We start from the raw sequence: 23,654 nt of genomic DNA, 5'->3' as shown, positions 1-23,654 counted from the left end.
TGCACCCCGGCGTGGTCGTCATCGGCTGGTCGACGGTGCGCGCGTATGTGGTTGCCGAGTTACGGAAGGCAGTTAGGCACGAATGTGCCGAGAACGGTCCGTGACCCGGAGATGATGAAGCCGCAGCATCGGTGCATGGCTCATGGCAAACGGAGGGTGTGTCGATGCTCGTGGTGATCCTCTGAGCGGTCTTGCCGTGCTCATGGCCTGGGCGATCGGAGTTCTCGTCCGGCGGGAACGCCGACGGCTCGGCGCTGGCCCGGACACGCATCGGATTGAGATGGCCGCTACCCGGAGCATCCGTGACACGCGGCGCCGCGCTCGAGCCCTCCACCATCTCGGCGGGGCGGCGGGGATCGGCCGCCTCGACGACCGAGACGTGAGGCACTGACGACAGCGAGCCGACGGAGGCCAGCCGAAACGCAGACTCGAAGATCGCCCTCCCCAGCAGGACTCGCAGCCCTGACCGACTCGTCACGGGACCGGGTCCAGCCGGGTGACCAGTGATTCAGCACCCGTTGCCACCATCGCCGGAGCGATCCCATGAGGTGGCAGCACAAGGGGCCGTCGTGGTCCAGCGCGACAGAGGTCTCGTGGGTCATTGCCAGGAACAAGGCCCGTCCGTCCCGGGACTGCAATGTGGTGCTCCACCTGTAGCCGGGGCGAGGCGCGAGCAAGGAATGAACGAGCTCGCGTCCCAGTCCCTGTCGTTGCCAGTCGTCGCAGACCCAGATGTCCAGGATCCGCCCCGTACGGCACGTCGGGCAGGCACGGAAACGCAGGCGCCCAATGACGCGACCATCATCGTTGAGCAGGACGACCTCAGTTGGTGCCCTCGCAGCGGCGGCAGGCTCGTTCGCCCGCGAAGTCGGACCCACCCGGATCACCTCTCCCAGAGTGAGGCACGCGCAGCCGCGCGATCCGCCGATTCAATGACGTCCACCGTTCCGGTTCTCCGTCTTGTCCGCTTCCGGCCCGGTGGACAGGTGGACGACGTGGGCGACGAGTGCCCCGGCCAGCACGGCCCACGCCACGGAAGCGATCCCGGCCGCCCGCCAGCCGCCGACGCAGAGAAGCACCGCCGCGGTGGCTCCCGCTGTCATCGGATGGCGGCGGGCAAGGAAGCACCACTGCCGGCGTGCGCTTCCCGGGTGGCGCATCTCCACCAGCGCGGTTCGGATGACCAGCATGGCGGCGACGGTCACGGGCGCCACCAGCGATGTTTCCATGCGCAGACCTCCTTCCGGACCAGACGGCCGTTCTCGCGGTGGCTCCGCCAGACGACCGTTCAGGCGAGCGCGAAGTAGCGCAGCCACACGTAGCCGAGGGCGATGGCCACGGTGGCGGCGGTGACGACCAGGCCGTACTTGGTGAACTGCCAGAAGGAGATGGGCTGGCGGTTGCGTTCGGCGATGCCGAGCACTACGACGTTGGCGCTGGCGCCGATGGCGGTGGCGTTGCCGCCCAGGTCGGCACCGAGGGCGAGGGCCCACCACATGACGTGGTCGCTGCCGCCGCCCATGTTCTGGACGAGGTCGCTGGTGATGGGGGCCATCGTGGCGACGTACGGAATGTTGTCGACGATGCCGGAGAGGATGGCGGAGGCGCCCAACAGCGTCATGGACCCGCCGAGTTCGTTGTCACCGATCGCGTCGGCCAGTTGCTTGGAGATCTCACCGATCACGCCAGTCTCGATCAGACCGCCGATCATGATGAACAGGCCAGCGAAGAAGGCCAACGTGGGCCACTCCACCTCCTTCAGCACATCACCGGTCTCCGCCGAGGAGACGGCGATGAGCAGTCCGGCACCCAGGAGGGCGACAACGCTGGGTTCGTAGTGCAGTACCGGGTGCAGGACGAAGCCCGTCACGACCAGCGCGAGCACGATCAGGCCCTGGACGAGGAGCCGGGGATCGCGAATGGCCTCGCGTTCCTCCAGCGCCATGATCTCGGCGGCGCGGTCCTCGTCGTAGATGAAGGACTTGCGGAACATCACCCGGCACATCAGGACGAGGACGACGAGCAGGACCGCCGAGATCGGGGCGAGGTGTACCAGAAAGTCGTTGAACGTGAGGCCGGCGCGGCTGGCGATGATGATGTTGGGCGGGTCGCCGACCAGGGTCGCGGTGCCGCCGATGTTCGAGGCCATCACCTCGGCGATAAGGAAGGGGGCGGCCGGGAGAGCCAGGCGCTCGCACACGAGCAGCGTGACGGGCGCGATGAGCAGCACGGTCGTTACGTTGTCCAGCAGCGCCGACGCCACCGCCGTGATCACGACGAGCATGGCCATGACCCGGAAGGGTTTGGCCCGTGCCCGCTTCACGGACCAGATCGCCAGGTACTCGAACATGCCGGTCTTCTTAAGCACACCGACGATCATCATCATGCCCAGCAGCAGGAAGATGACATTCCAGTCGACGCCACTGTGCTCGGAGTAGAAGGCCGACTTGTCGTCGGTCGCCCCGATCGCCAGCATGAGGGCCGCGCCGCCCAGCGCCACGGCGACGCGGTGGATCTTCTCGCTGATGATCAGGGCGTACGCGCCGACGAAGACGACGATGGCTGCCCAGCTGTGCCAGTCGTTCACGATCCTCCGATGATGTGCTCCAACAGCGCGGTCGCAGTGACCGCGCCGATCAACGTGGCCTTGTCACTGTTGCGTTCGACGACCGCAACGATCGGGGTGTCCTTGCGGGCCATCAGCGCGGCGATCTGCGAAGGCGGAGCGTCCGGGCCGACAACCGCAGGTGTGATACGGCCGCGCGGCAGCCAATCGGTCACCGATCGTCCGGCCATTCCCTCCCTGGCCTCCTCGTCGAAGTGAACGTCGACCACGGTGGTGGGAATCGGCCCTTCCCGCATGTACCAGGGCAGCAGGGCGCCGATGACGCGAGCTGACGGCACGACTGCGTACGGATGGTCGTCTCGGTCGAGGACCAGCAGTGCGGGCAACCGTTCCTGTATGAGCAGGCGGGCCGCGTCGAGCGCGTCGGCGTCTGCCGACACGGTGGGGTAAGGGCCGGCCAGATCACGTGCGCGCATCGGCGGGGGTTTCCTTCGGCTGTGCGTCGGTGTCCTCGCGCCCGGCCGGGATGCCGGCCAGCTCATCGACGTCGAAGGCGCGGGCGATCGGCACGTCCGTCGAGCTGTGCGCGATGATCGAGAAGGCGATGGACACCGCTATCAGCGTGAACGCCTCCTCCGCCTGCGGGATGCCGGACTGCAGCACCAGTAGTCCGTAGACCACCGAGGCGAAGCCCTTCGGGCCGAACCAGGCCGCCACCAGCTTCTCCTTGCGGGAGAGGCTGGTGCCGATCAGCGACAGCAGCAGCGAAGCCGGCCGGATCAGCACGATCGCCAGGATCACCGCCACGTAGCCCCCGAACGACAGGTCGCCGAACAGCTGGGGGGTCAGCAGCGCGCCGAACACCAAGAGCGCCGCGAACTTCGCCAGCTCCGCCAGCGCCTCGCCCAGTGGTTCGAAGGACTCCTTCGCCTCCGGGGACACGTGCACCAGCGTCGCGCCCGCCGAGAACGCCGCAAGGTACGGGTTGGCGTGGGTGAGGTGGCACACCGCGTACAGGATGATCCCGGTCGCCAGCGGCAGCAGCGGCTGCAGCTTCGGCTCGGCGCCCAGCAGGCGGAAGCGCACCAGCGCGTTGACGAGCAGCGGCAGCGCGACACCGAAGACGAGGCCGAGCAGCAGTTCCAGGACGATCTTCCCCGGCGATGCCTCAGCGCTGTCGGACGTGGGACCCGCGGCTGCGATCAGGATGAGCACCACCGGCAGGGCGAGCCCGTCGTTGATGCCGCTCTCCACGTTCAGCAACTGCCGCAGCTTCGCCGGCACTTCCCTGCGCCCGACGATGGCCGAGGCGAACACCGGGTCGGTCGGCGCCAGGACCGCTCCGACCAGGAACGAGGTCGTCCAGTCCAGGCCCACCAGGAAGTGCGTGATCAGGGCCATGAAGACGAACGCCAGCGGCATGCCCAGACCGAGGGCACGGGCGGGGTTCTTCCAGTTGGCCCGCAGCTTGGGGAGCGACACGTGCATGCCGTCGGTGAACAGCACCGCGAACAGCGCCAGATCGGCCGTCACGGAGACGATCTCGCTGTCCGGCGTGATGTGGATCAGTCCGAGGAACCCGTCGCTGACCAGGGCTCCGCCGACCAGGAAGAGGAAGGAGGTGGACAGCACCGTCCGTGCCGCCAGACCTGACAACAGCACCGCCACCAGCAGCGCGGCACCGAACACCGCTACGAGCACCATGACGGACCCCAGATCGAAGAGAGATTGATCCCTTACTCGCCGACCAGGCTTCCCGGCACACCGGGGGGGAACCCTACCTGCCCTTGACGCGTTTTTGACAGATCATTGATAGGCACAATGGACTCCGTGACGTTGCCGGAACCCGGCAATGGTGACGACAGAGATGGAGCCGACGCCACAGATCCCGATCGGCTCAACCGCCGGCCGCCCAGGCGGCGGGTGCGGCGACCTGCGCCTACGCTGATCCTCAGGTGCGCCGGGAAGCCTGGTCGGCAGTCGGCCGCCCTCTGCCCTGGAGCCCCGGATCCCAGACCCTTCTCCGGCATGGCAACGGGGGCTTCCGACCGGCTGCCGCAGTTGCCCGTTCCGCTCGCGGTGACGGTGGTCATCATCGGCGCCTTCGGGCTGTGGATGGCGTGGCGGCCTTCCGGGCTGCTTCGCAGGGAGTGGGCTGAGGGCACCGGCCTCCGGCGCGCCGCCGTTGCCGTAGTCACCGCGGCGCTCGTCGGCTTCCCGGCCACGTCGGCACTCGGCCACCAGACGGCGATGCTGGCCAGTTGGCTGGTCGGAGGGCTCGCGGGTCTGATTCTCCTGCTGAGCGGCCGCACTGCTCCCCACCCTGGTCCAGGTCCCGCTCAGGGGCAGGACCGGCCTGTCTGAGCATGTTGCTGCTTCGTGCTTGTTGCTGAGTTCCCCTGTAAGTTCCCTGACGCGCGCCATGTGTCGTGCCCTGCTGTCACTCCTCGTACTGCTTGCGCCAGTTCTCGATCTGCGCCGGTAGCTCGCGGGCCATGAAGGTGTAGAAGTCCTGCATTTCACGGAGCCGGCGCGCGGTGGACGTGCTGGCTTCCGTGGCGTCGATGCCTTCCTGGGCCGCATGGAGCATGATGTTCAGCATGTTGTTCTGCTGAGACATGAGAGTGGCCCAGGCGCCACATGCAGGATCAGCTCACGAACCGGCCGCTGTCCAGCTCGGCCGGATCGCTTCAGGCGAGCGCTACGGGCGCCCTCGCCGCGGCCTGTGCGGTCTCGGTCGTACTGGGTGGCGGTCAGGCCGTTCACTCTCTTCTGGCCCGGCGGCGTCTGCGGCAGTGGGCCAAAGCCTGGGCAGAGGCTGACGCTCGGTGGGGCGGAAAGAGCGTGTGACCGCGGCCCGATGCCAGCGCCCTGCGCACACTCGCGGAGAGCGGTAGCTCAGCGATGCCGACCAGACCGGCGACAACCGGCTCGGGATCATGACACGATGCTTGGATGGCGCGGCTCTCCGTTTGCGGCAGAAGCGCGGGGGCCGGTCCTGGAGCGCCGGGAAGTCTGGTCGGCACAGTGCCTGAACGCGACGAGGGAGCAGGCTGTGTCCGCGATCCAGAGCGCCTTGCGCCGTGCGATGAGTGTCGATGGGGTACTGGGCGCCGCGATCGTCGACTACATCAGTCGCATGCCGCTCGGCACCATCGGCAACCCGGCAGGTCTCGACCTTGAGGAAGCTGCTCAGAGAGACACCGATGTCGTACGCGTGAACCTCTCCGCACTCGCTCAGCTGGGGTACGAGCCCAGGCGGGTGGAGGACTTCCTGATCACTCTGGACACCGAGTACCACCTTCTGCGTCCCCTCGCTCGCAGGGCTCACGACGGGCTGTTCATCTACCTGGTCTTGGACCGCGACCTGGCGGATCTGGACACGGCCCGCAAAGAACTCGTACGGATCGAGGAGCTGCTGTGAGTGGCTGCATAGCAGAAACGATTCCTCGGAGCCCACGAGAAGGAGGGGTGCAGCATCGCTGCGCCCCTCCTTGGCATTCTGCGACCCGGTGAAATTCATACTCTGGGTGATGATCGGTGCTCCCGGTGACTGGGGCTGCGGGAAGGTGGATCGAGGCCGGCGCTCCCAGTGGGGGAGGGGAGCGGTGAAGCGGAGCGCGTTTGATTCTCCCCAGATTCTCCCCAGCGCTCTCAGGGGCGTTTGAGGCGTCCGCGATCGGGGGTCTCCGACCTGTGGAGTGGCTGCTCGCCCAGTGGTTACTCAGAGCCAATCACGCCGCTTGAAGATGATGTACAAACTGGTACAAACCGCAGCCATCAGGGCGATTGCAAAGGGGTATCCGAATACCCAGTGCAACTCCGGCATGTGCTCGAAGTTCATGCCGTAGACCGTTCCGACCAGCGTCGGAGCGAACAGGATGGCCGCCCAGGAGGAAATCTTCTTGATCTCCTCGTTCTGCTGGAACCCGGCCTCCGCCAGCGCCCGCATCTCCGCGTTCTGCTGCTGGGTGACCAGGGTCGCGTTCACCGTCAGGATGTCCGTCAGGGCCTGGCGGAAGCTGTCGACGCGTTCGCTGGTGTGGGTGACGTGGTCGGCGACGTCCCGCAGATGGCGCTGGAGCTCCTCGTCCGTGCCGTACTTGGAGAAGCCGGCGATCAGGCCGTGCAGCATACCGACCAGGGGGCGGGTGGCGCGCTGGAACTCGACCATCTCGCGGGAGAGTTCGTAGATACGGCGGGACACCTCCGGGTCGCCGCGGAAGACCTCGGTCTCGATCTCGTCGATGTCGTTCTGGACTCCCACGACCACCGGCACATAGCCGTCGACCACCGCGTCCAGGATCGCGTACAGCACCGCCTCCGGGCCGAGCTTCAGCAGTTCCGGCGTCTCCTCCATCCGGCGGCGGACCGCCGACAGGTCCGGGGCCGCGCCGTGCCGGACCGTGATGACGAAGTCGGGGCCCACGAACACATGCAGCTCGGCGAAGTCGACCTCCTCCGGCGCATCGAGATAGCGGGCGGCACGCAGGACGACGAACAGCGTGTCGCCGTAGCGCTCCAGCTTCGGCCGCTGATGTGCCTCCATCGCGTCCTCGACGGCCAGCGGATGCAGGTCGAACTCCGCAGCCAGGGACAGCAGTTCACTCTCCGTGGGGCGGGCCAGGCCGATCCACGCCATACCGGAGTGCTGCTCGCGCAGCTCGCGGAAGGTGTCGGCGAGGGTGGCGGGGGTGGAGACGCGTACACCGTCCCGGTACAGCGCCGCCTGGACGATGCTCGCCGGCTCCGTGTCCACGGCTTGCGGCTCGCCATGTGCCGAGGGGTGCGCGTCCGGCGGCTCGCACGGCGGGGGCGGGGTGCGCCGCCAGGCAGACATGAGGTGATTCCTCGGGGCCGGTCGTCCGCGTCGCTCGGGCATCGTGGCTGCCTCTCCAGGGTCGAGCCAGCGTCTGCGTGATCACGGAGCAGGATATACGGGGGCACAGCGGGCCGCTCCGGCGCGTCAGGAGCCCGGCACCGGCTCAGTCGTCGAAATGGCCGCCCCTGCCGTGCCTGCCCTTCCCGTCCTTCCCCTCGTTGTCCTGGTCGCCTCCGTCGCCCTGGTCGCCCTCGTGATCCTCCGCCGACGGCGCCGTGGTGGGCAGGGCGGCCGACGGCGCTGCGGTGCCGGGGGTCTCGACGGGCACGGACGTGACGGCCGGCGAGGGGCTGTCGTCGCCCGCATTCAGCGAGGCGCCGATGGCCGCGGCCGCGCCGAACAGGGCGACGGCCGCGGCGCCCAGCAGGGCCTTCGAGCCCGGCCGGCGCCGGCCGCGGGGGCGGGAGCCGACCGCGTCCGCAGCGGCGGCCCACGGGGGAGCGGGCGGAGCGCCGGGCGGGGCGGGCAGCACGGCGGTCGCGTCCGTCTCCGTCGGGGGCTGCGCCCGCTCCTGCCCCGAGAGCCGGTCGGCCGTCTGCTCGGCGCTCGGCCGGTCCGCCGGATCCTTGGCCAGCAGATGCAGCACGTAGTCGGAGAGCGGCTGCGGTATCCCGGGGTGCAGCCGGGCGGGCGGGACCGGGGTGGCTTCGACGTGCTGCTGCACCACGGCCGTGGCGGTGGCGCCCTGGAACGGAGCCTGTCCGGTGAGGAGTTGGTACAGCACGCAGCCGAGCGAGTAGACGTCGGAGGCGGGCTGGGCCGGGCGCCCCAGGGCGCGCTCCGGAGCCAGATAGTCGGCAGAGCCGACGATCTTGCCGGTGGCGGTCAGGGCGCCGGCGGCATCGCCGGCGAACCGGGCGATCCCGAAGTCGGTGATCTTCGCGACACGGTCGGTCGTGAGCATCACGTTGGCCGGCTTGATGTCCCGGTGGATCACCCCCTGACGGTGGGCGGCGGACAGCCCCGCGGCCACCTGTGCCGCGATGGAGGCCGCTTCCCACGGGTCCAGGGTGCCGCGCAGGGAACGCTCCTGGGCCAGGCTCCAGCCGTCGACGAGCTCCATGACCAGGTACAGCTGTCCCTGGTGGGAGCCGAAGTCGTACACGCTCACCACCCCGGGGTGGTTGAGGCGGGCCGCGGTCTGCGCCTCCAGGCGAAAGCGCGCGACGTCCGTCGTCTCCTCCGCCCGCAGGATCTTGACCGCGACGGGACGTCCGAGGACCTGGTCGGTGGCTCGCCACACCTCACCCACCGCCCCGCGCCCGAGTGGCTCCTCCAGCTGGTAGCGGTCCGCCAGCGCCATGTGTGCACCCACCCCGAATCACGACGACACCTGAAACACCCGGACCCGACTTATCACCATTGATGATTGTTTGGGTACGGCGTGCCCAGGTTACCGAGGGGAGAGCGGGTACCCACGGGACCCCTTGGGCCACTCCGTAGAGCGCACCGACCGACCGTGGTGTCACACCCCGTGGACGGCTGTTGCGGACAGAGGGCGTCCGCAAGCCTCGCTAGCGTGGCCCGTATGACGAAGACGACCGCGACCGCGCCCGTACTCGGCACCCGCGCCCTGAACCGCGCGACCCTCGACCGGCAGCTACTCCTGCGCCGCGCGCCCCTGTCCGCCGGGGAGGCCGTGCACCACCTGCTCGGGCTTCAGGCGCAGAACGTCAAGCCGCCGTACTACGCGCTCGCCGCCCGTCTCGACGGCTTCACCCCCGAGGAGCTGTCCGGGCTGATGGCCGAGCGTGAGGTCGTCCGTATCGTCACCATGCGCTCGACCATCCACACCCACACCGCCGACGACTGCCTCACCCTGCGCCCCCTGGTGCAGGCCGCACGGGACCGCGAACTCACCAACTTCCGCAAGGGACTTCAGGGCGTCGACCTGGACCGGCTCGCCGTACTCGCCCGGGACCTGGTGGAGTCCGAGCCGCGCACCATGAAGGAACTGCGCGAGGCGCTGCTCACGACCTGGCCGGACGCCGACCCGCAGGCCCTCGCCATCGCCGCCCGCTGCCGGCTCCCGCTCGTCCAGGTCACCCCGCGCGGACTGTGGGGCAGGAGCGGCCGGGTCGCCCTCACCACCGCCGAGCACTGGCTGGGCCGCCCCGCCGAGCCCGCCCCGGCACCCGACGCGACCGTGCTGCGCTACCTCGCCGCGTTCGGCCCGGCGTCCGTCAAGGACATGCAGACCTGGGCGGGCCTGACCCGGCTGCGCGACGCCTTCGAACGTCTCCGCCCGCACCTGGTCACCTTCCGGGACGAGCACGGGGTCGAGCTGTTCGACCTCCCCGACGCGCCCCGCCCCGATCCCGGCACACCGGCCCCGCCGCGCTTCCTCCCCGAGTTCGACAACCTCCTGCTGTCCCACGCCGACCGCACCCGTGTCGTACCGCCCGAGTACTGGGGCCGCGCCTGGCAGGGCAACCAGGCCTACTGCACGCTCCTCGTCGACGGGTTCCTCGCCGGTGTGTGGAAGCTGGACGAGACGCAGGGCGCCCTCGTCGTCGAGCCCTTCGGCCGCCTCACCATGGCCCAGCGGGACGACGTCGCCACGGAGGGGGAGCGGATGCTCGCGGTCATGCACCCGGGGACGGGGTACGACATCCGGTTCGGCACGGTCGTACGCCAGTGAGGGCGGTCGTACGACGGGGACATGGAGAGGGGGGGGGGGGGGGGGGGCGCGCGGGGCCCCCCCCCCCCCCGCCCCCTGGTATGTCACCTGAGGGGTACTCAGGAGAACTGCTGGGTCACGAGTTGACCTGCGTGGTCACCTGGCCGGAGAAGGTGGTCAGCCGGGTGTACACACCCGGGTAACCCGCCTCCGCGCAGCCCTCGCCCCAGGAAGTGATCCCTGCCAGGACGCCCCCGATGAGCAGGGGACCGCCGCTGTCGCCCTGGCAGGTGTCTACGCCGCCGGAGGAGTATCCGGCGCACACCATGTCGCTCGCGACGTAGTCGGAGCCGTACGAGCTGCGGCAGCCCGCGTCGGACACGACCGGGACGGTCGCGGTCCGCAGCTGGTTGGAGGTGCTGCCGCCCGAGGAGGTGGTGCCCCAGCCGAGGATGCGGGCGGTGGTGCCGGCCGCGTACACGCCCGTCTGGGAGGAGGAGACGTACGACGCCGGGGTGTACGGCATCGACGTCGACAGCGTCAGCACCGCCACGTCGTCGCCGTCCGAGGCATCGGTGTAGCTCGGGTGGATCCAGATCTTGCTGACCCTGCTGACCGTGCCGTCGGTGCCGTTGAGGTAGGTGCGGCCGCCGACGACGCGGACGCTGCCGGTGGTCTCGCCGACCATGCAGTGGGCGGCCGTGACCACCTTCCTCGCGGACACCAGGGTGCCGCCGCAGAACTGGCTCTGCGAGGCGTCCGTGATCTGCATCATGAACGGGTACGCGGTCGTCGTGGTCGTCGTACCGCCGACGATGGGCTGAGGGGCGGCCGTGGCGGTGGGGGCGCCGAGCAGCGCGCCGGCGGCGGCAGCGGCGGTCGCCGCGACGACGGCGGCGGTCTGTCTGGCGCGGTTGAGCCCGAACATGAGTCTCCTCAGTGGGGTTGCCGGTGGGGGGTCGCACGGGTGGGTCGAGCACGGGGGTCGCGGGACCGACCCCCGTATGCCCGGGCGAGCGGCACGCCCTCACGGTAGAACCCGGCACACCCTCCTCCCAATGAGGGAACCCCCTAAGGGAGTTGGGCAGGGTTAACCCTCGGTCGGACCCCAGTAAAGCCGTCCGGGCCTCACTTGGAGTGGCGCCCCGCCGCCAGTCGGACGATGTCCACCCGCGAGCGGATCCCCAGCTTGCGGTAGACCCGGGTGAGCGTCGCCTCGACCGTCTTGACGCTGATGAACAACCGCCCGGCTATCTCCCGGTTGGTGGCGCCTTCCATGACGAGCGCAGCGACCTGACGCTCCATCGAAGCGAGGCCCTCCAGCGCGTCGAGCGCGGGGGCGGGGGCGGGCACCGGCACATGCCGCGGCGGCTCGGCGACGGCGGCCGCCTCGACCTGACGCAGCCACGGCAGCGCGCGGCAGCGCCGGAACAGCCGCGCGGCCTCGTCGTACGCCGTCGGCCCGGGGCGGCGGGGGGTGCGCAGCGAGGCCAGCGCGAACGCGGCCCGCGCCTCCTCCAGGCCGTATCCCAGCTTGGCGAGCCGGTCCTGAGCGGACGTCAGCTGGGCGAGGGCGGCCTCGTGTTCGCCGCGCGCCGCCCGCACCAGCGCCTCGGCCCGGTCGAGTACGGCCAGCACGCTCGCGCGGTCCAGCCGCCGCGCGTGCTCCCGCGTCACGTCGATGACGTCCTGCGCCTCGCCGGTCTCGCCGACCCTGACCAGAGCCTCGGCGAGGTCGCCGTGCCAGCGGCCGCGCGCCGGGTCGGTGATGCCGAGTCCGTGCTCCAGCTCGCGGACCCGGCGCAGCGACCGGACCGTCCCCGCGGCATCCCCGGCGACCAACTGGGCGTGCCCGAGGGCGGCCAGGGCACGCGAGGCGTACATCTGGTCGCCGTCCTCCTCGGCGTGCTCCACCGCCTCCCGGGCGAGCGCCAGGGCACGGTCCACGTCCCCGCCCGCGGCCTCCGCGAACGAGGTCAGCAACGCGGAGGCCACCGTGCCGATGCCGGTGTCGCGGGCCAGCCGCAGGCTCTCGCGGGCCAGGTCGAGGGCCCGGCCGCAGTGCCCGGAGCGCAGCTCGGTCTCGGCGAGCAGACGCAGGAAGTGCACCTCGCTCTCCACCACGCCGCGCCGCCGCACCTCGCGCAGCAGCGCGGTGACGGTGCTGCGGGCCTCGGTCAGCTGGTCGCTCATGATCAGCCAGCGGTAGCGGGTCGAGCCCGGGCCGTTGTGGTGGCAGGCCACCTCGGGGTCCTGGGGCCCCTTCAGCGCGCGTTTGATGGTGGCGGGGGCGTCCGGGTGGCCCATCAGGGTCTCGGTCTGGGCCTGGAAGGCGAGCGCCAGGAGCTCGGTGCGCCGGTCACCGGCCCGGGCGGCCAGCTCCGCCGCGTGCGCGGCCTGTTCCCGGCCCTCCGCGAAGTCGCCCTCCACGACCAGGCCCCGCCAGGCCAGCTGGTAGTGGACCAGGGCGAGCAGCCGCGGGTCGTCGCCCGCGTCGGCCAGCGCCTGCGGGAAGACGGCGTCGACCTCGCCGAGGGCCTGACCGGCCGCCTCGATCACGACCATCCAGGCCCGCACCCGGTCGGCGGGCACGGTGGCCCGGGTCAGGACGTCGCGGGCGATGTCCCGGGCGAGGTCCACCTCGCCCGAGGTGATGGCGTCCTCGGCGGCCTCCAGCCGCCGCTCGTCGGGGGACGGCCGGCTGTCCGCCGGGGTGTGCCGGGCCGCGAGCAGCCCCATCGACGCGGCCACCGACGGCGCGCCGCGGTCGCGGGCCAGTGTCGCCGCCTCGGCGAGCCGGGCCGCCACATCGGGGTCGGTGCCGGTGGTGGCCAGGGCCAGATGCCGGGCCCGCTCGATCGGGTCGGATGCCGCCGTGGACAGCGCGGCGTGCGCGGCCCGCCGGTCCTGTGCGGATGCCTCCGCGTACAGCGCGGCCGAGATCAGCGGGTGCGCGAACCGTACGGCCGTCCCCTCCGGCTCCGTCGCCAGCAGCCCGAGCTCGGCCGCCTGTCCCGTCTCGGCGTCGGCGTTCTCCCGGCCGGCCGCGTGCAGCAGGGCCAGGGTGGGCCGGGCGCCCGCACTGGCCACGAGCAGGGTGCGGCGGGCCTCGTACGACAGCATCTCCAGCCGGTTCAGCACCAGGGCGCGCAGCGAGGTGGGCACCGGCAGCGGCTCGCCCGGCCGGGGCGGGGTCGGGCTCTCGGCCAGCGCGCGGCCCAGTTCGAGCGCGAACAGCGGGTTTCCGCCGCTGGTGCGGTGGATGTCGCGGACCGTGGACCGCGGCAGGCCGGTGTAGCCGCGGTGGTCGAGCAGCGCGGAGACCTGGGCCCGGGAGAGCGGGCCGAGCCGGACCGCCGCGGTGTCGGGCGGGGACGCGCTCAGATGACGGTCGTACTCCTGGCCCTCGGTCCGCACCGCGCACAGCATCTGCACCGGGGTGTCGCCGAGCCGGCGGGCGGCGAAGCCGAGGAGCTCCGCGCTGGCGGGATCAAGCCACTGGAGGTCGTCGGCGACGATCAGGACGGGGCCCCGGGCGGCGAGCGCGCGCAGCGCGGACAGCACGGCCAGGCGCAGCGCGAGCCCGTCACGCTGGAGGGAGGACTCGCCACGGCCGGTCAGCGCCGATTCCAGGGCGGTGCGCTGGGCCGCGGGCAGCTGGTCGGCCACCTCGCCGACGACCAGTCCGAGGAGGTCGGCCAGGGCCAGGAAGGGGAGATGGGATTCCGACTCGGTCGCCGAGCAGCGCAACACGGTCCGTGCCGAGTCGGCGTATTCTGCGGCCAATGACCGCAGGACGGTGGACTTTCCTATTCCGGCGGGGCCGTGCAGGAGCACGCTGCCGCCGCGCCCGAGCTGCTCACGCGCCGCAGTGAACAGCTCCTCGTGTCCGATGACCAGCTCGGGGCGGCATCTCGCAGGCTCCTGGAAGTCCCGTCGCACGGTCACCGCTCCCCTCCTGCTGTCTCGTAAGGCACAAATTCTAGGCAACATCGCTTTGAAATTCGGACGGACGACGTGGTGAGGGATATAACAGCACTGACGGCACAGCGCAATTCAAAGCGCGTCTGGATGAATAGGTGCTCATCTCCGGGTGGTGCCGAACCTGGGCGAGGGGTCGGAAACCAGCCAAGTCACGGCAATACCCCCGCCCGGCGTGCGGCGACCACGGCCTCTCCCCGGGTACGGGCGCCGAGCTTGCGCATCGCCGACCTGAGGTAGCCCTTGACCGTCTCGGCCCTGAGCCCCAGCCGCTCCGCGGCGATCGCGTTGGTCGCCCCCGCGGCGACGCACGCCAGCACATCCAGCTCGCGGGGCGCGAGGGCCACCCCGGCCTGGGGCGATGCCCCCGGGGCCAGCAGCTCACAGGCGTCCAGCAGCTCGGCCCGCAGGGCCGCGTCGGTGATACGGGGCGCCAGCGCCCGCAGCGCCGCATGCGCCTCCCGGACCATCTCCCACGCGGACCCCGCCGCTGGACCGGGGGCCTGCTCCGCCCGCGTGGCGGCCAGCACGGCCCGCACCTCCTCCCCGACGACCAGCGCCTGCTCCACGTCCCGCGCCGCCTGCACCGCCGCGGTCAGGGTGCGGTCGCCCAGCGGCTGGGGCGTGCGCAGGGCGCCGTACAGCACGCCCCGCACCCGACGCCGTACGACCACCGGCACCGCCAGCACCGAGCGCAGTCCTTCGGTGGCGACGGCGGTGTCGTACTCATGGCTGATCTGCCGTGAGGACGAGTAGTCCGTCACGGCGCACGGGCGGGCCAGGGCCACCGCCCTGCCGCCCAGGCCGTTTCCCGAGGTCACGGTGAGCGAGCTCAGGGCGGGGGTGGCGGTGCCGATGAGTTCGCTGATGCGCATCTGCTGCCGCCCGCCCTCCACCAGGCCGCCGAACGCGACCGGGAGCCCGGTCGTGCGCCGCAGCCGCAGCAGCGCACCGCGTATCTCCACCGCCCCGGCGGCTCCGATCGGGTCTGCTGCCACGTGGTCGCCCTTCGTCCGCGGGTTCCCTGCGATGAGGGCCCCGTTCGGGGTGCCTCCCCGAGCGCACACCCCCGTTCGGGGGTAGTGAGACCTGCATCACGGATTACACGATGACGGAGAGCCGCCCGGCAATGGTCTGGGACCCAACGGCCGAACAGGAGGACGGATGACTTCGGCGACGGAGCTCTTCCGCGGTGCGCGGGATTTCCTGCTGGCGCACCGCGAGGACTACGCCACGGCCTACGAGGGCTTCTCCTGGCCCCGCCCGCTCCACTTCAACTGGGCGCTCGACTGGTTCGACGTCATCGCGGACGGCAACCAGCGGACCGCGCTGCACATCGTCGAGGAGGACGGCACCGAAACCGTCCGGTCCTTCGCCGAGATGGCCGACCGCTCCGACCGGGTCGCGAACTGGCTGCGCGAGCGGGGCGTGGGCGCAGAGGACCGCGTCCTCGTCATGCTCGGCAACCAGGCCGAGTTGTGGGAGACGGCCCTGGCCGCGATGAAGCTGCGCGCCGTCGTCATCCCGGCCACCCCGCTGCTCGGCCCCGCGGACCTGCGCGACCGGGTCGAGCGGGGCCGTGTCCGGCATGTGCTCGTGCGGGCCGAGGACACCGGCAAGTTCGACGAGGTGCCCGGCGCGTACACGCGGATCGCGGTCGGCGGGGCGCCGGAGGGCTGGCGGCCGTACGAGGACGCGTACGCCGCCCCGCCCGGCTTCTCCCCCGACGGGCCGACCCTCGCCGACGACCCGCTGATGCTGTACTTCACCTCCGGCACCACGGCCCGCCCCAAGCTCGTCGAGCACACCCATGTGTCGTACCCGGTCGGGCATCTGGCCACCATGTACTGGATCGGGCTCAGGCCCGGCGATGTGCACCTGAACATCTCCTCGCCCGGCTGGGCCAAGCACGCCTGGTCCAATCTGTTCGCGCCGTGGAACGCGGAGGCGACCGTCTTCCTCCACAACTACACGCGCTTCGACGCGGCCCGGCTGATGGCGGAGATGGACCGCGCCTCAGTGAGCACGTTCTGCGCGCCGCCGACGGTGTGGCGCATGCTCATCCAGGCCGATCTGACCCAGCTGCGCACCCCGCCCCGCGAGGCCGTGGCCGCCGGTGAGCCGCTCAACCCCGAGGTCATCGAGCAGGTCCGCCGGGCCTGGGGTGTGACCATCCGCGACGGCTTCGGGCAGACCGAGACCGCGGTCCAGGTCTCCAACAGCCCCGGCCAGCCGTTGAAGACCGGCTCCATGGGGCGGCCGAGTCCGGGCTACCGCGTCGAACTCCTCGATCCGGTCTCCGGCGCGCCCGGTGCCGACGAGGGCGAGATCGCGCTCGACCTGTCCGCGCGGCCGGTGGGCCTGATGACGGGCTACCACGGCGACGCGGACCGTACGGCGGAGGCGATGGGCGGCGGCTACTACCGCACCGGTGACATCGGCTCCCGGGACGCCGACGGCTACATCACCTACGTCGGCCGCGCCGACGACGTCTTCAAGGCCTCCGACTACAAGATCTCCCCATTCGAGCTGGAGAGCGCGCTGCTGGAGCACGAGGCGGTGGCGGAGGCGGCCGTCGTGCCCGCGCCGGACGAGCTGCGGCTCGCGGTGCCCAAGGCGTACGTCGTCCTCGCCGAGGGCCGGGAGCCCGGACCCGACATGGCGAAGGTGCTGTTCGAGCACTCCCGGGAGGTGCTCGCCCCGTACAAGCGCATCCGCCGCCTGGAGTTCGCCCCGCTGCCCAAGACCGTGTCCGGCAAGATCCGCCGGATCGAGCTGCGCGAGGCCACGGCCACGGGCTCGGCCGACGAGTACCGCGAGGAGGACTTCCGGTGACCGGACTGTCGTACACGCACGGGACGGACGGGACGCCGCTGCTCGGTGACACCGTCGGCGCCAACCTGGACCGGGGGATCGCCGCGCACCCCGGCCGCGAGGCCCTGGTGGACGTGCCCTCCGGGCGCCGCTGGACGTACGCCGAGTTCGGCGCCGCGGTCGACGAGGTGGCGCGCGGACTGCTGGCGACAGGGGTGACGACGGGCGACCGGGTCGGGATCTGGGCGGTCAACTGCCCCGAGTGGGTTCTCGTCCAGTACGCCACCGCCCGCATCGGCGCGATCATGGTGAACATCAACCCGGCCTACCGGGCGCACGAGCTGGAGTACGTGCTGAAGCAGGCCGGCATCTCGGTGCTGATCGCCTCCCTCGCGCACAAGTCGAGCGACTACCGGGCGCTGGTGGACCAAGTGCGGGGCGGCTGCCCCGAGTTGCGGGAGACCGTGTACATCGGCGACCCGTCCTGGGACGCGCTGACCGCGGGCGCGGCGTCCGTGCCGCGCGGACAACTGGACGCCATCGCCGCCGGGTTGAGCTGCGACGACCCTGTCAACATCCAGTACACCTCGGGCACCACCGGCTTCCCCAAGGGCGCCACGCTCTCCCACCACAACATCCTCAACAACGGCTACTGGGTGGGCCGTACGATCGGCTACACCGAGCAGGACCGGGTGTGCCTGCCGGTGCCCTTCTACCACTGCTTCGGCATGGTGATGGGAAACCTGGGGGCCACGTCCCACGGCGCGTGCATCGTCATCCCGGCCGCGTCCTTCGAGCCGAAGGCCACCCTTCAGGCGGTCCAGCAGGAGCGGTGCACCTCCCTGTACGGCGTCCCGACCATGTTCATCGCGGAGCTGAACCTTCCCGACTTCGCCGCGTACGACCTGACCTCCCTGCGCACCGGCATCATGGCCGGCTCGCCCTGCCCGGTCGAGGTGATGAAACGGGTGGTCGCCGAGATGCACATGGAGGAGGTCTCCATCTGCTACGGCATGACCGAGACCTCCCCGGTCTCCCTGCAGACGCGGATGGACGACGACCTGGAGCACCGTACGGGGACGGTCGGGCGGGTGCTGCCGCACATCGAGGTCAAGGTCGTCGACCCGGCGAGCGGAGTGACCCGGCCGCGCGGCACCGCGGGCGAGCTGTGCACCCGTGGCTACAGCGTGATGCTCGGCTACTGGAACGAGCCCCAGAAGACCGCCGAGGCCGTGGACGCCGGCCGCTGGATGCACACCGGCGACCTGGCCGTGATGCGCGGGGACGGTTACGTCGAGATCGTCGGCCGTATCAAGGACATGATCATCCGGGGCGGGGAGAACATCTACCCGCGCGAGATCGAGGAGTTCCTGTACGGCCACCCGAAGATCGCGGACGTCCAGGTGGTGGGCGTGCCGCACGAGCGGTACGGCGAGGAGGTCCTCGCCTGCGTGATCCCCCGCGACCCGGCCGATCCGCCGACCATGGCGGACCTGCGCTCCTTCTGCCAGGAACAGGTGGCGCACTACAAGATCCCCAGCAGACTGCAGATCCTGGACTCCTTCCCGATGACGGTGTCCGGCAAGGTCCGCAAGATCGAACTGCGACAGCGGTACGCGGGCGGTTAGAGCCGTAATCCGGGACATCAGCCGCCCGTCGCGTCGGCGCCCCTGGCGTCGAGGTCGTCGGCCAGGGTGTTGACAGGGCGGGGTGTGCCCGTGCGATCGAGGACGAACAGCGGGACGCCCACGGTGTCGGCCCGGGCTCGGGCCTCGTCGGTGTATCCGGCGAGGGAGAAGCAGACGCAGTCCGCGGAGTCCGTCATGGCCGTGAGCCACAGGCACTCCACGTCCCGCACGGACGCCGGGCGCACCGCCGGGTCCACCAGGGCCAGCAGGCCGCGGGCGGCCAGGCCGATGCCGGACGGGGGCCGCTGGTCGGCGCGCCGGACGTCCCGGTAGCCGAGCCATCTCAGGTACACGGCGACGGCCGTGACCGCGTCGCGGGCGGTGCGGATCGTCACGGGCCGGAAGGCCCGGCGCGGGTGCGGGGGCGTGCGCTCCGGCGAGCCGCCGGCCCCGGCGGCCTGAGGCTGCGCGGGCACCACCGCGACCCGCAGCACCGTCCCGCAGGGGCAGCCCAGTTCCGGCCGGGGCCACTGGCTCCGGCGCCCGCAGGCGGCACAGCGCACGGCGACCCATTCCTCGTCCCACGCCCGGTGCGTGACGACCGCCGGCGCGGTACGGCGATCCAGCCGCGGGGTCACGGGGGCGCCGCACGCACAGGGATACGAGGGTGCCGCATAGACATGCTCGCGCCGACAGGTCGGGCAGCGCACCGACACGCTCTCGGACATGGCCCCCATCGTCCTCCAACCGGACCCCGCTTGTCCGTCCGTTGGCGGCGTTCGTCGGCCTCTTGACGGCCTTGACCCACACACCTACATTGCTTCCAGATAGTAGAAGTTGGTTTCCATAATGTGGAAATAGATCAGCATCCGGGAACCGGAAGAGCTCACCGCGGGGCGCGACGGGAGTGCATCCGACAGCCGAGGCAGGAGTACTCGATGGCTCGTATGACCGCTGCCCGCGCGGCAGTTGAGATCCTCAGGCGCGAGGGCGTCACCGACGCGTTCGGTGTCCCCGGCGCGGCGATCAACCCCTTCTATGCGGCGCTCAAGGCCTCCGGCGGTATCCGCCACACGCTCGCCCGGCATGTCGAGGGTGCCTCGCACATGGCGGAGGGCTACACCCGCACCCACGCCGGCAACATCGGCGTCTGCATCGGCACGTCCGGTCCCGCCGGCACGGACATGATCACCGGTCTGTACTCCGCCACCGGTGACTCCATACCGATCCTGTGCATCACCGGCCAGGCTCCGACCGCCGTGATCCACAAAGAGGATTTCCAGGCCGTCGACATCGCCTCGATCGCCAAGCCGGTGACCAAGATGGCCGTCACCGTCCTGGAGGCCGCGCAGGTCCCCGGCGTCTTCCAGCAGGCCTTCCATCTGATGCGCTCCGGCCGTCCGGGGCCGGTCCTCATCGACCTGCCGATCGACGTCCAGCTCACCGAGATCGAGTTCGACCCGGAGACGTACGAGCCCCTCCCGGTCTACAAGCCCGCCGCGACCCGCGCCCAGATCGAGAAGGCGATCGGGATGCTGAACGCGTCCGAGCGTCCGCTGATCGTCGCCGGCGGCGGTGTCATCAACGCCGACGCCGCCGAACTCCTCGTCGAGTTCGCCGAGTTGACCGGCACCCCGGTCGTCCCGACCCTCATGGGCTGGGGCATCGTCCCCGACGACCACGAGCTGAACGCCGGCATGGCCGGCTTGCAGACCTCGCACCGCTACGGCAACGCGACCTTCCTGGAGTCCGACTTCGTCCTCGGCATCGGCAACCGCTGGGCCAACCGCCACACCGGCAGGCTCGACGTCTACACGGCGGGCCGTACGTTCGTCCACGTCGACATCGAGCCCACCCAGATCGGCAAGATCTTCGCGCCGGACTACGGCATCGCCTCCGACGCCAAGGCCGCGCTGGCCCTCTTCGTCGAGGTGGCACGGGAGTTGAAGGCGGCCGGCCGGCTGCCCGACCGGTCCGCATGGGCGGCCGCCGCGCAGGAGCGCAGGGCAACACTCCAGCGCCGTACGCACTTCGACGACGTCCCGATCAAGCCGCAGCGGGTCTACGAGGAGATGAACAAGGCCTTCGGGCCGGAGACCCGCTATGTCTCCACCATCGGTCTCTCGCAGATCGCCGGCGCCCAGATGCTGCACGTCCACCGGCCGCGCCACTGGATCAACTGCGGCCAGGCGGGCCCGCTCGGCTGGACGATCCCGGCCGCGCTGGGTGTCGCGAAGGCCGACCCGGAGGCGTCCGTCGTCGCCCTTTCCGGCGATTACGACTTCCAGTTCATGATCGAGGAGCTGGCGGTCGGGGCGCAGCACAAGATCCCGTACGTCCACGTCCTCGTCAACAACTCCTATCTGGGCCTGATCCGCCAGGCGCAACGGGCGTTCGACATCGACTTCCAGGTCAATCTGGAGTTCGAGAACATCAACTCCCCGGAGCTGGGCGTCTACGGCGTCGACCATGTGAAGGTCGCCGAGGGCCTCGGCTGCAAGGCGATCCGGGTGACGGACCCGAACGAACTCGGCGCGGCCTTCGAGCAGGCCAAGAAGCTCGCGGCCGAGCACCAGGTGCCGGTCGTCGTCGAGGCGATCCTGGAGCGCGTCACCAATATCTCCATGTCGACCACCAACGACATCGGCAATGTCGTCGAGTTCGAGGAGATCGCCACGGAGCCCGGCCATGCGCCGACCTCGATCAGGTCACTGAAGGTCTGACGCCCGCATCGGCGAGGGGGCGGCCCGCCCGGAGGGACGGGGCCGCCCCCTCGCCTTTCTGTCCGCCCGTGATCAAGCGGGTCACTCCTCGTGGTGCTCGGACAGCCCCGGCCAGTCGTCCGGGCCGCCGCCCTGCCACTCGACGACATCGCTCTCCGCCACGTCCGTCACATACAGATCGGCAAGCCGCAGGATCTCGCCGACGTCGTCCAGATGCGAGGCGATCCCCAGCGTTTCGTCACCCTCGGTGACCCGCCGTGAGCCGTCCAGGGCGGGAGGGTGCACCACGACATGCGGATGCTCCGTTGGATGTGTCATGCCTTCAGACTCCTGCGGGCGGGGCGGATCCGCACCCCCAAAGACACCGACGCGCCGGACACGGAATCCTCCGTGTCCGGCGCGTGTGGCGGGGACCGTGGCGGTCGCGACGGACCGGCGCCCGCTTCCCTCAGGTCGAAGAAGCGGCTCCGGAACCTTCACCACCGCACTGGCTCGCATTGCCGCCGCGGTCCTCGCCGTGCCCGCGTCCGCACGTGCACGGCGGTGCGGGCCGATGGGTCCGGGCGGCGCCGCCGCCTGGGCGCGACAGGACAAGTGTCGGCGGCGGCGTCGCCCGGAGTCTCGGGATGTCAGGGGCGGGCGCCCGACAGGCGTTCCACGCCTCGCAGCAGGGCCGAGTGGTCGAGGCCGCCGTCGCCCTGCGCGCGCAGGGACGCGACCAGCTGGGCGACCACGGAACCCACCGGCAGGGCGGCGCCGACGCTGCGGGCGGCATCCGTGACGATCCCCATGTCCTTGTGGTGCAGGTCGATGCGGAAGCCCGGCTTGAAGTCGCGGCCGAGGAAGTTGTCCTTCTTGCGGGTCAGCACCGTGGAGCCGGCGAGGCCGCCGCCCAGGACGTCGAGCGCCGCCTCGAGGTCCACACCGGACTTCTCCAGGAAGACCACGGCCTCGGCGCAGGCCTGGATGTTCACGGCGACGATCAGCTGGTTGGCGGCCTTCACGGTCTGTCCGGAGCCGTGCGGCCCGCACAGCACGATGGTCCTGCCGAGCGCCTCGAAGACCGGTTCCGCCTCGTCGAAGTCGGCCTGCTCGCCGCCGACCATGATGGACAGCACGGCCTCGATCGCACCGGCCTCGCCGCCGGACACGGGCGCGTCCAGGACGCGGATGCCTTTGTCCCGGGCGGCCTTGGCCAGGTCGATCGAGGTCTGCGGGGTGATCGAGGACATGTCGATCAGCAGCGCGCCGGAGCGCGCGTTCTCGAGGATGCCCTCCGGGCCGTACGAGATCGCCTCGACCTGCGGGGACGCGGGCACCATCGTGATGATCACGTCGGCGTCCCGCACAGCCTCGGCGATCGAACCCGCCGCGGTGCCGCCGGCGGCGGCCAGGCGGTCCAGCTTGTCCTGCTCCAGGGTGAAGCCGGTGACGTCGTAACCGGCTTTGATCAGGTTCTCGGACATGGGGGAGCCCATGATGCCGAGGCCGATCCAGGCAATCGCCGGCCGGGTCGGGCGGGAAGAAGCTGCGCGGGTCGGGTGGGAAGAAGCTGCGCGTGCGTTGCTCATAGGGGGTGCCTCTCGGTACAGGGGGTCAGCGGGGCAGCCAGTCGAAGGCCTCGGCGCTCGGACGGTCGCCCGGCTTGTACTCCAGGCCCACCGGGCCCTCGTAACCGGCCTTGCGGAGCTGGTCGAGGAGGTCCTCCAGCGGGAGCGTCCCCGTGCCCGGCGCCCCGCGGCCCGGGTTGTCGGCGATCTGAACGTGACCGGCCCGGTCCGCGTACCGCTCGATCACCGCCGGCAGGTCCTCGCCGTTCATGGACAGGTGGTACAGGTCCATCAGGAAGCGGGCGTTGCCGAGGCCGGTGGCCTGGTTGACCTTGTCGACGATGCCGACGGCGGCGGGGGCCGACACCAGCGGGTAGAGCGGTGACTCGGGCCGGTTCAGGGCCTCGATCAGCAGGACCGCCCCGATCCGGTCGGCCGCCCGGGCCGCGAGGACCAGGTTCCGCAGCGCGAGCGCGTCCTGCTCGGCCGGGTCCACCCCGTCGACGCGATTGCCGTACAGGGCGTTGAGGGCCGTGCAGCCGAGCGACCGTGCGAAGTCCGCCGCCACGTCGATGTTGGCGCGGAACCGCTCCGACTCCTCGCCGGGGATCGACAGGGCGCCACGGTCCGGGCCCGGGAGACGGCCCGCGTAGAAGTTCAGGCCCGTGAGCTGTACGCCCGCGTCCTCGATCGCCGTCTTCAGGGCGTCGAGCTCGGACCGCTCGGGGGCGGGGGAGTCGACCCAGGGCCACCACAGCTCGACCGCGGTGAAGCCGGCCGTGGCGGCGGCCGCGGGGCGTTCCAGGAGCGGGAGTTCCGTGAAGAGGATCGACAGGTTGACGGTGAAGCGCTGGTCTGCGGCTGTGCTCGATTCAAAACCTGGCATCGGG

Annotated in this window: 21 protein-coding genes; 6 read left to right on the top strand and 15 right to left on the bottom strand. The window is 70.8% G+C overall.

Annotated elements, in window-relative coordinates; genetic code table 11:
- Positions 1-287: 287 nt before the first annotated feature.
- From F7R91_RS44200 to F7R91_RS03895, 5 genes are read right to left on the bottom strand one after another with little or no spacing between them, the layout of a single operon-like run.
- Entirely contained in the window at positions 288-878 is a 591-nt protein-coding gene (locus tag F7R91_RS44200) for a GNAT family N-acetyltransferase (RefSeq protein WP_191971332.1), read from the bottom strand.
- Between the two features lie 51 nt (positions 879-929).
- Entirely contained in the window at positions 930-1,229 is a 300-nt protein-coding gene (locus tag F7R91_RS03910) for a hypothetical protein (protein ID WP_150944468.1), read from the bottom strand.
- A gap of 59 nt (positions 1,230-1,288) precedes the next feature.
- Positions 1,289-2,587, bottom strand: a complete 1,299-nt coding sequence (locus tag F7R91_RS03905; protein ID WP_150944466.1) for an ArsB/NhaD family transporter — start codon at positions 2,585-2,587, stop codon at positions 1,289-1,291.
- The gene (locus tag F7R91_RS03900) at positions 2,584-3,042 is read right to left on the bottom strand and encodes a CBS domain-containing protein (RefSeq protein WP_150944463.1); all 459 of its coding nucleotides are present in this window, start codon (positions 3,040-3,042) and stop codon (positions 2,584-2,586) included. The genes F7R91_RS03905 and F7R91_RS03900 overlap by 4 nt, the downstream gene beginning before the upstream one ends.
- Positions 3,029-4,270, bottom strand: coding sequence for a cation:proton antiporter (locus F7R91_RS03895; protein WP_150944461.1), 1,242 nt, complete (start codon positions 4,268-4,270; stop codon positions 3,029-3,031). The genes F7R91_RS03900 and F7R91_RS03895 overlap by 14 nt, the downstream gene beginning before the upstream one ends.
- Before the next feature lie 324 nt (positions 4,271-4,594).
- On the opposite strand from F7R91_RS03895, the gene F7R91_RS03890 reads away from it, so the two are divergent.
- A complete protein-coding gene (locus F7R91_RS03890; protein WP_150944459.1) occupies positions 4,595-4,930 on the top strand; it encodes a hypothetical protein in 336 nt (111 codons plus the stop codon).
- A gap of 76 nt (positions 4,931-5,006) precedes the next feature.
- On the opposite strand, the gene F7R91_RS03885 is transcribed toward F7R91_RS03890, so the two are convergent.
- A complete protein-coding gene (locus tag F7R91_RS03885) occupies positions 5,007-5,186 on the bottom strand; it encodes a hypothetical protein (RefSeq protein ID WP_150944458.1) in 180 nt (59 codons plus the stop codon).
- A 435-nt stretch (positions 5,187-5,621) separates the two neighbouring features.
- On the opposite strand from F7R91_RS03885, the gene F7R91_RS03880 reads away from it, so the two are divergent.
- Entirely contained in the window at positions 5,622-5,990 is a 369-nt protein-coding gene (locus F7R91_RS03880) for a hypothetical protein (protein WP_225320510.1), read from the top strand.
- Between the two features lie 300 nt (positions 5,991-6,290).
- Here F7R91_RS03880 and F7R91_RS03875 read toward each other — a convergent pair whose 3' ends face one another.
- The gene (locus tag F7R91_RS03875) at positions 6,291-7,448 is read right to left on the bottom strand and encodes a magnesium and cobalt transport protein CorA (protein ID WP_150944456.1); all 1,158 of its coding nucleotides are present in this window, start codon (positions 7,446-7,448) and stop codon (positions 6,291-6,293) included.
- 103 nt (positions 7,449-7,551) lie between these two features.
- A complete protein-coding gene (locus F7R91_RS03870; RefSeq protein ID WP_150944454.1) occupies positions 7,552-8,751 on the bottom strand; it encodes a serine/threonine-protein kinase in 1,200 nt (399 codons plus the stop codon).
- Positions 8,752-8,976: 225 nt separating this feature from the next.
- Here F7R91_RS03870 and F7R91_RS03865 point away from each other — a divergent pair, with 225 nt between their 5' ends.
- Complete coding sequence (locus tag F7R91_RS03865) at positions 8,977-10,089, top strand: winged helix DNA-binding domain-containing protein (protein ID WP_150944452.1); 1,113 nt, start codon at positions 8,977-8,979, stop codon at positions 10,087-10,089.
- 115 nt (positions 10,090-10,204) lie between these two features.
- Here the strand turns inward: F7R91_RS03865 and F7R91_RS03860 are convergent, their stop codons facing one another.
- From F7R91_RS03860 to F7R91_RS03850, 3 genes are all read right to left on the bottom strand, one after another.
- A complete protein-coding gene (locus F7R91_RS03860) occupies positions 10,205-10,996 on the bottom strand; it encodes a S1 family peptidase (protein ID WP_150944451.1) in 792 nt (263 codons plus the stop codon).
- Between the two features lie 200 nt (positions 10,997-11,196).
- Positions 11,197-14,016, bottom strand: a complete 2,820-nt coding sequence (locus tag F7R91_RS03855) for an AAA family ATPase (RefSeq protein WP_150944449.1) — start codon at positions 14,014-14,016, stop codon at positions 11,197-11,199.
- A 185-nt stretch (positions 14,017-14,201) separates the two neighbouring features.
- Entirely contained in the window at positions 14,202-15,032 is an 831-nt protein-coding gene (locus F7R91_RS03850; RefSeq protein ID WP_150944835.1) for a response regulator transcription factor, read from the bottom strand.
- Between the two features lie 181 nt (positions 15,033-15,213).
- Between F7R91_RS03850 and F7R91_RS03845 the strand changes: the two genes are divergently transcribed.
- Positions 15,214-16,884, top strand: a complete 1,671-nt coding sequence (locus F7R91_RS03845) for an AMP-binding protein (RefSeq protein WP_150944446.1) — start codon at positions 15,214-15,216, stop codon at positions 16,882-16,884.
- Complete coding sequence (locus F7R91_RS03840) at positions 16,881-18,491, top strand: AMP-binding protein (protein ID WP_150944444.1); 1,611 nt, start codon at positions 16,881-16,883, stop codon at positions 18,489-18,491. The genes F7R91_RS03845 and F7R91_RS03840 overlap by 4 nt, the downstream gene beginning before the upstream one ends.
- Positions 18,492-18,508: 17 nt before the next feature.
- Here the strand turns inward: F7R91_RS03840 and F7R91_RS03835 are convergent, their stop codons facing one another.
- Positions 18,509-19,228: a hypothetical protein gene (locus F7R91_RS03835; protein ID WP_150944442.1), complete on the bottom strand. Its 720-nt coding sequence runs from the start codon at positions 19,226-19,228 to the stop codon at positions 18,509-18,511.
- Between the two features lie 201 nt (positions 19,229-19,429).
- Here F7R91_RS03835 and gcl point away from each other — a divergent pair, with 201 nt between their 5' ends.
- Complete coding sequence (gene gcl / locus F7R91_RS03830; protein ID WP_150944440.1) at positions 19,430-21,214, top strand: glyoxylate carboligase; 1,785 nt, start codon at positions 19,430-19,432, stop codon at positions 21,212-21,214.
- A gap of 81 nt (positions 21,215-21,295) precedes the next feature.
- Here gcl and F7R91_RS03825 read toward each other — a convergent pair whose 3' ends face one another.
- From F7R91_RS03825 to F7R91_RS03815, 3 genes are all read right to left on the bottom strand, one after another.
- Entirely contained in the window at positions 21,296-21,532 is a 237-nt protein-coding gene (locus tag F7R91_RS03825; protein WP_150944438.1) for a hypothetical protein, read from the bottom strand.
- A gap of 311 nt (positions 21,533-21,843) precedes the next feature.
- Positions 21,844-22,785 (bottom strand): 2-hydroxy-3-oxopropionate reductase, encoded by a 942-nt coding sequence (locus tag F7R91_RS03820; RefSeq protein WP_150944436.1) that lies wholly within the window; start codon positions 22,783-22,785, stop codon positions 21,844-21,846.
- Between the two features lie 25 nt (positions 22,786-22,810).
- Positions 22,811-23,650 (bottom strand): TIM barrel protein, encoded by an 840-nt coding sequence (locus F7R91_RS03815; RefSeq protein ID WP_150944434.1) that lies wholly within the window; start codon positions 23,648-23,650, stop codon positions 22,811-22,813.
- Between the last annotated feature and the right edge of the window lie 4 nt (positions 23,651-23,654).

Source organism: Streptomyces luteolifulvus (assembly GCF_008806595.1).
In the GTDB taxonomy this organism is placed as follows: Bacteria; Actinomycetota; Actinomycetes; order Streptomycetales; family Streptomycetaceae; genus Streptomyces; species Streptomyces luteolifulvus.
Note: the sequence above shows the minus strand (reverse complement) of the source record. Positions and strands in the feature narration are given on the sequence as shown.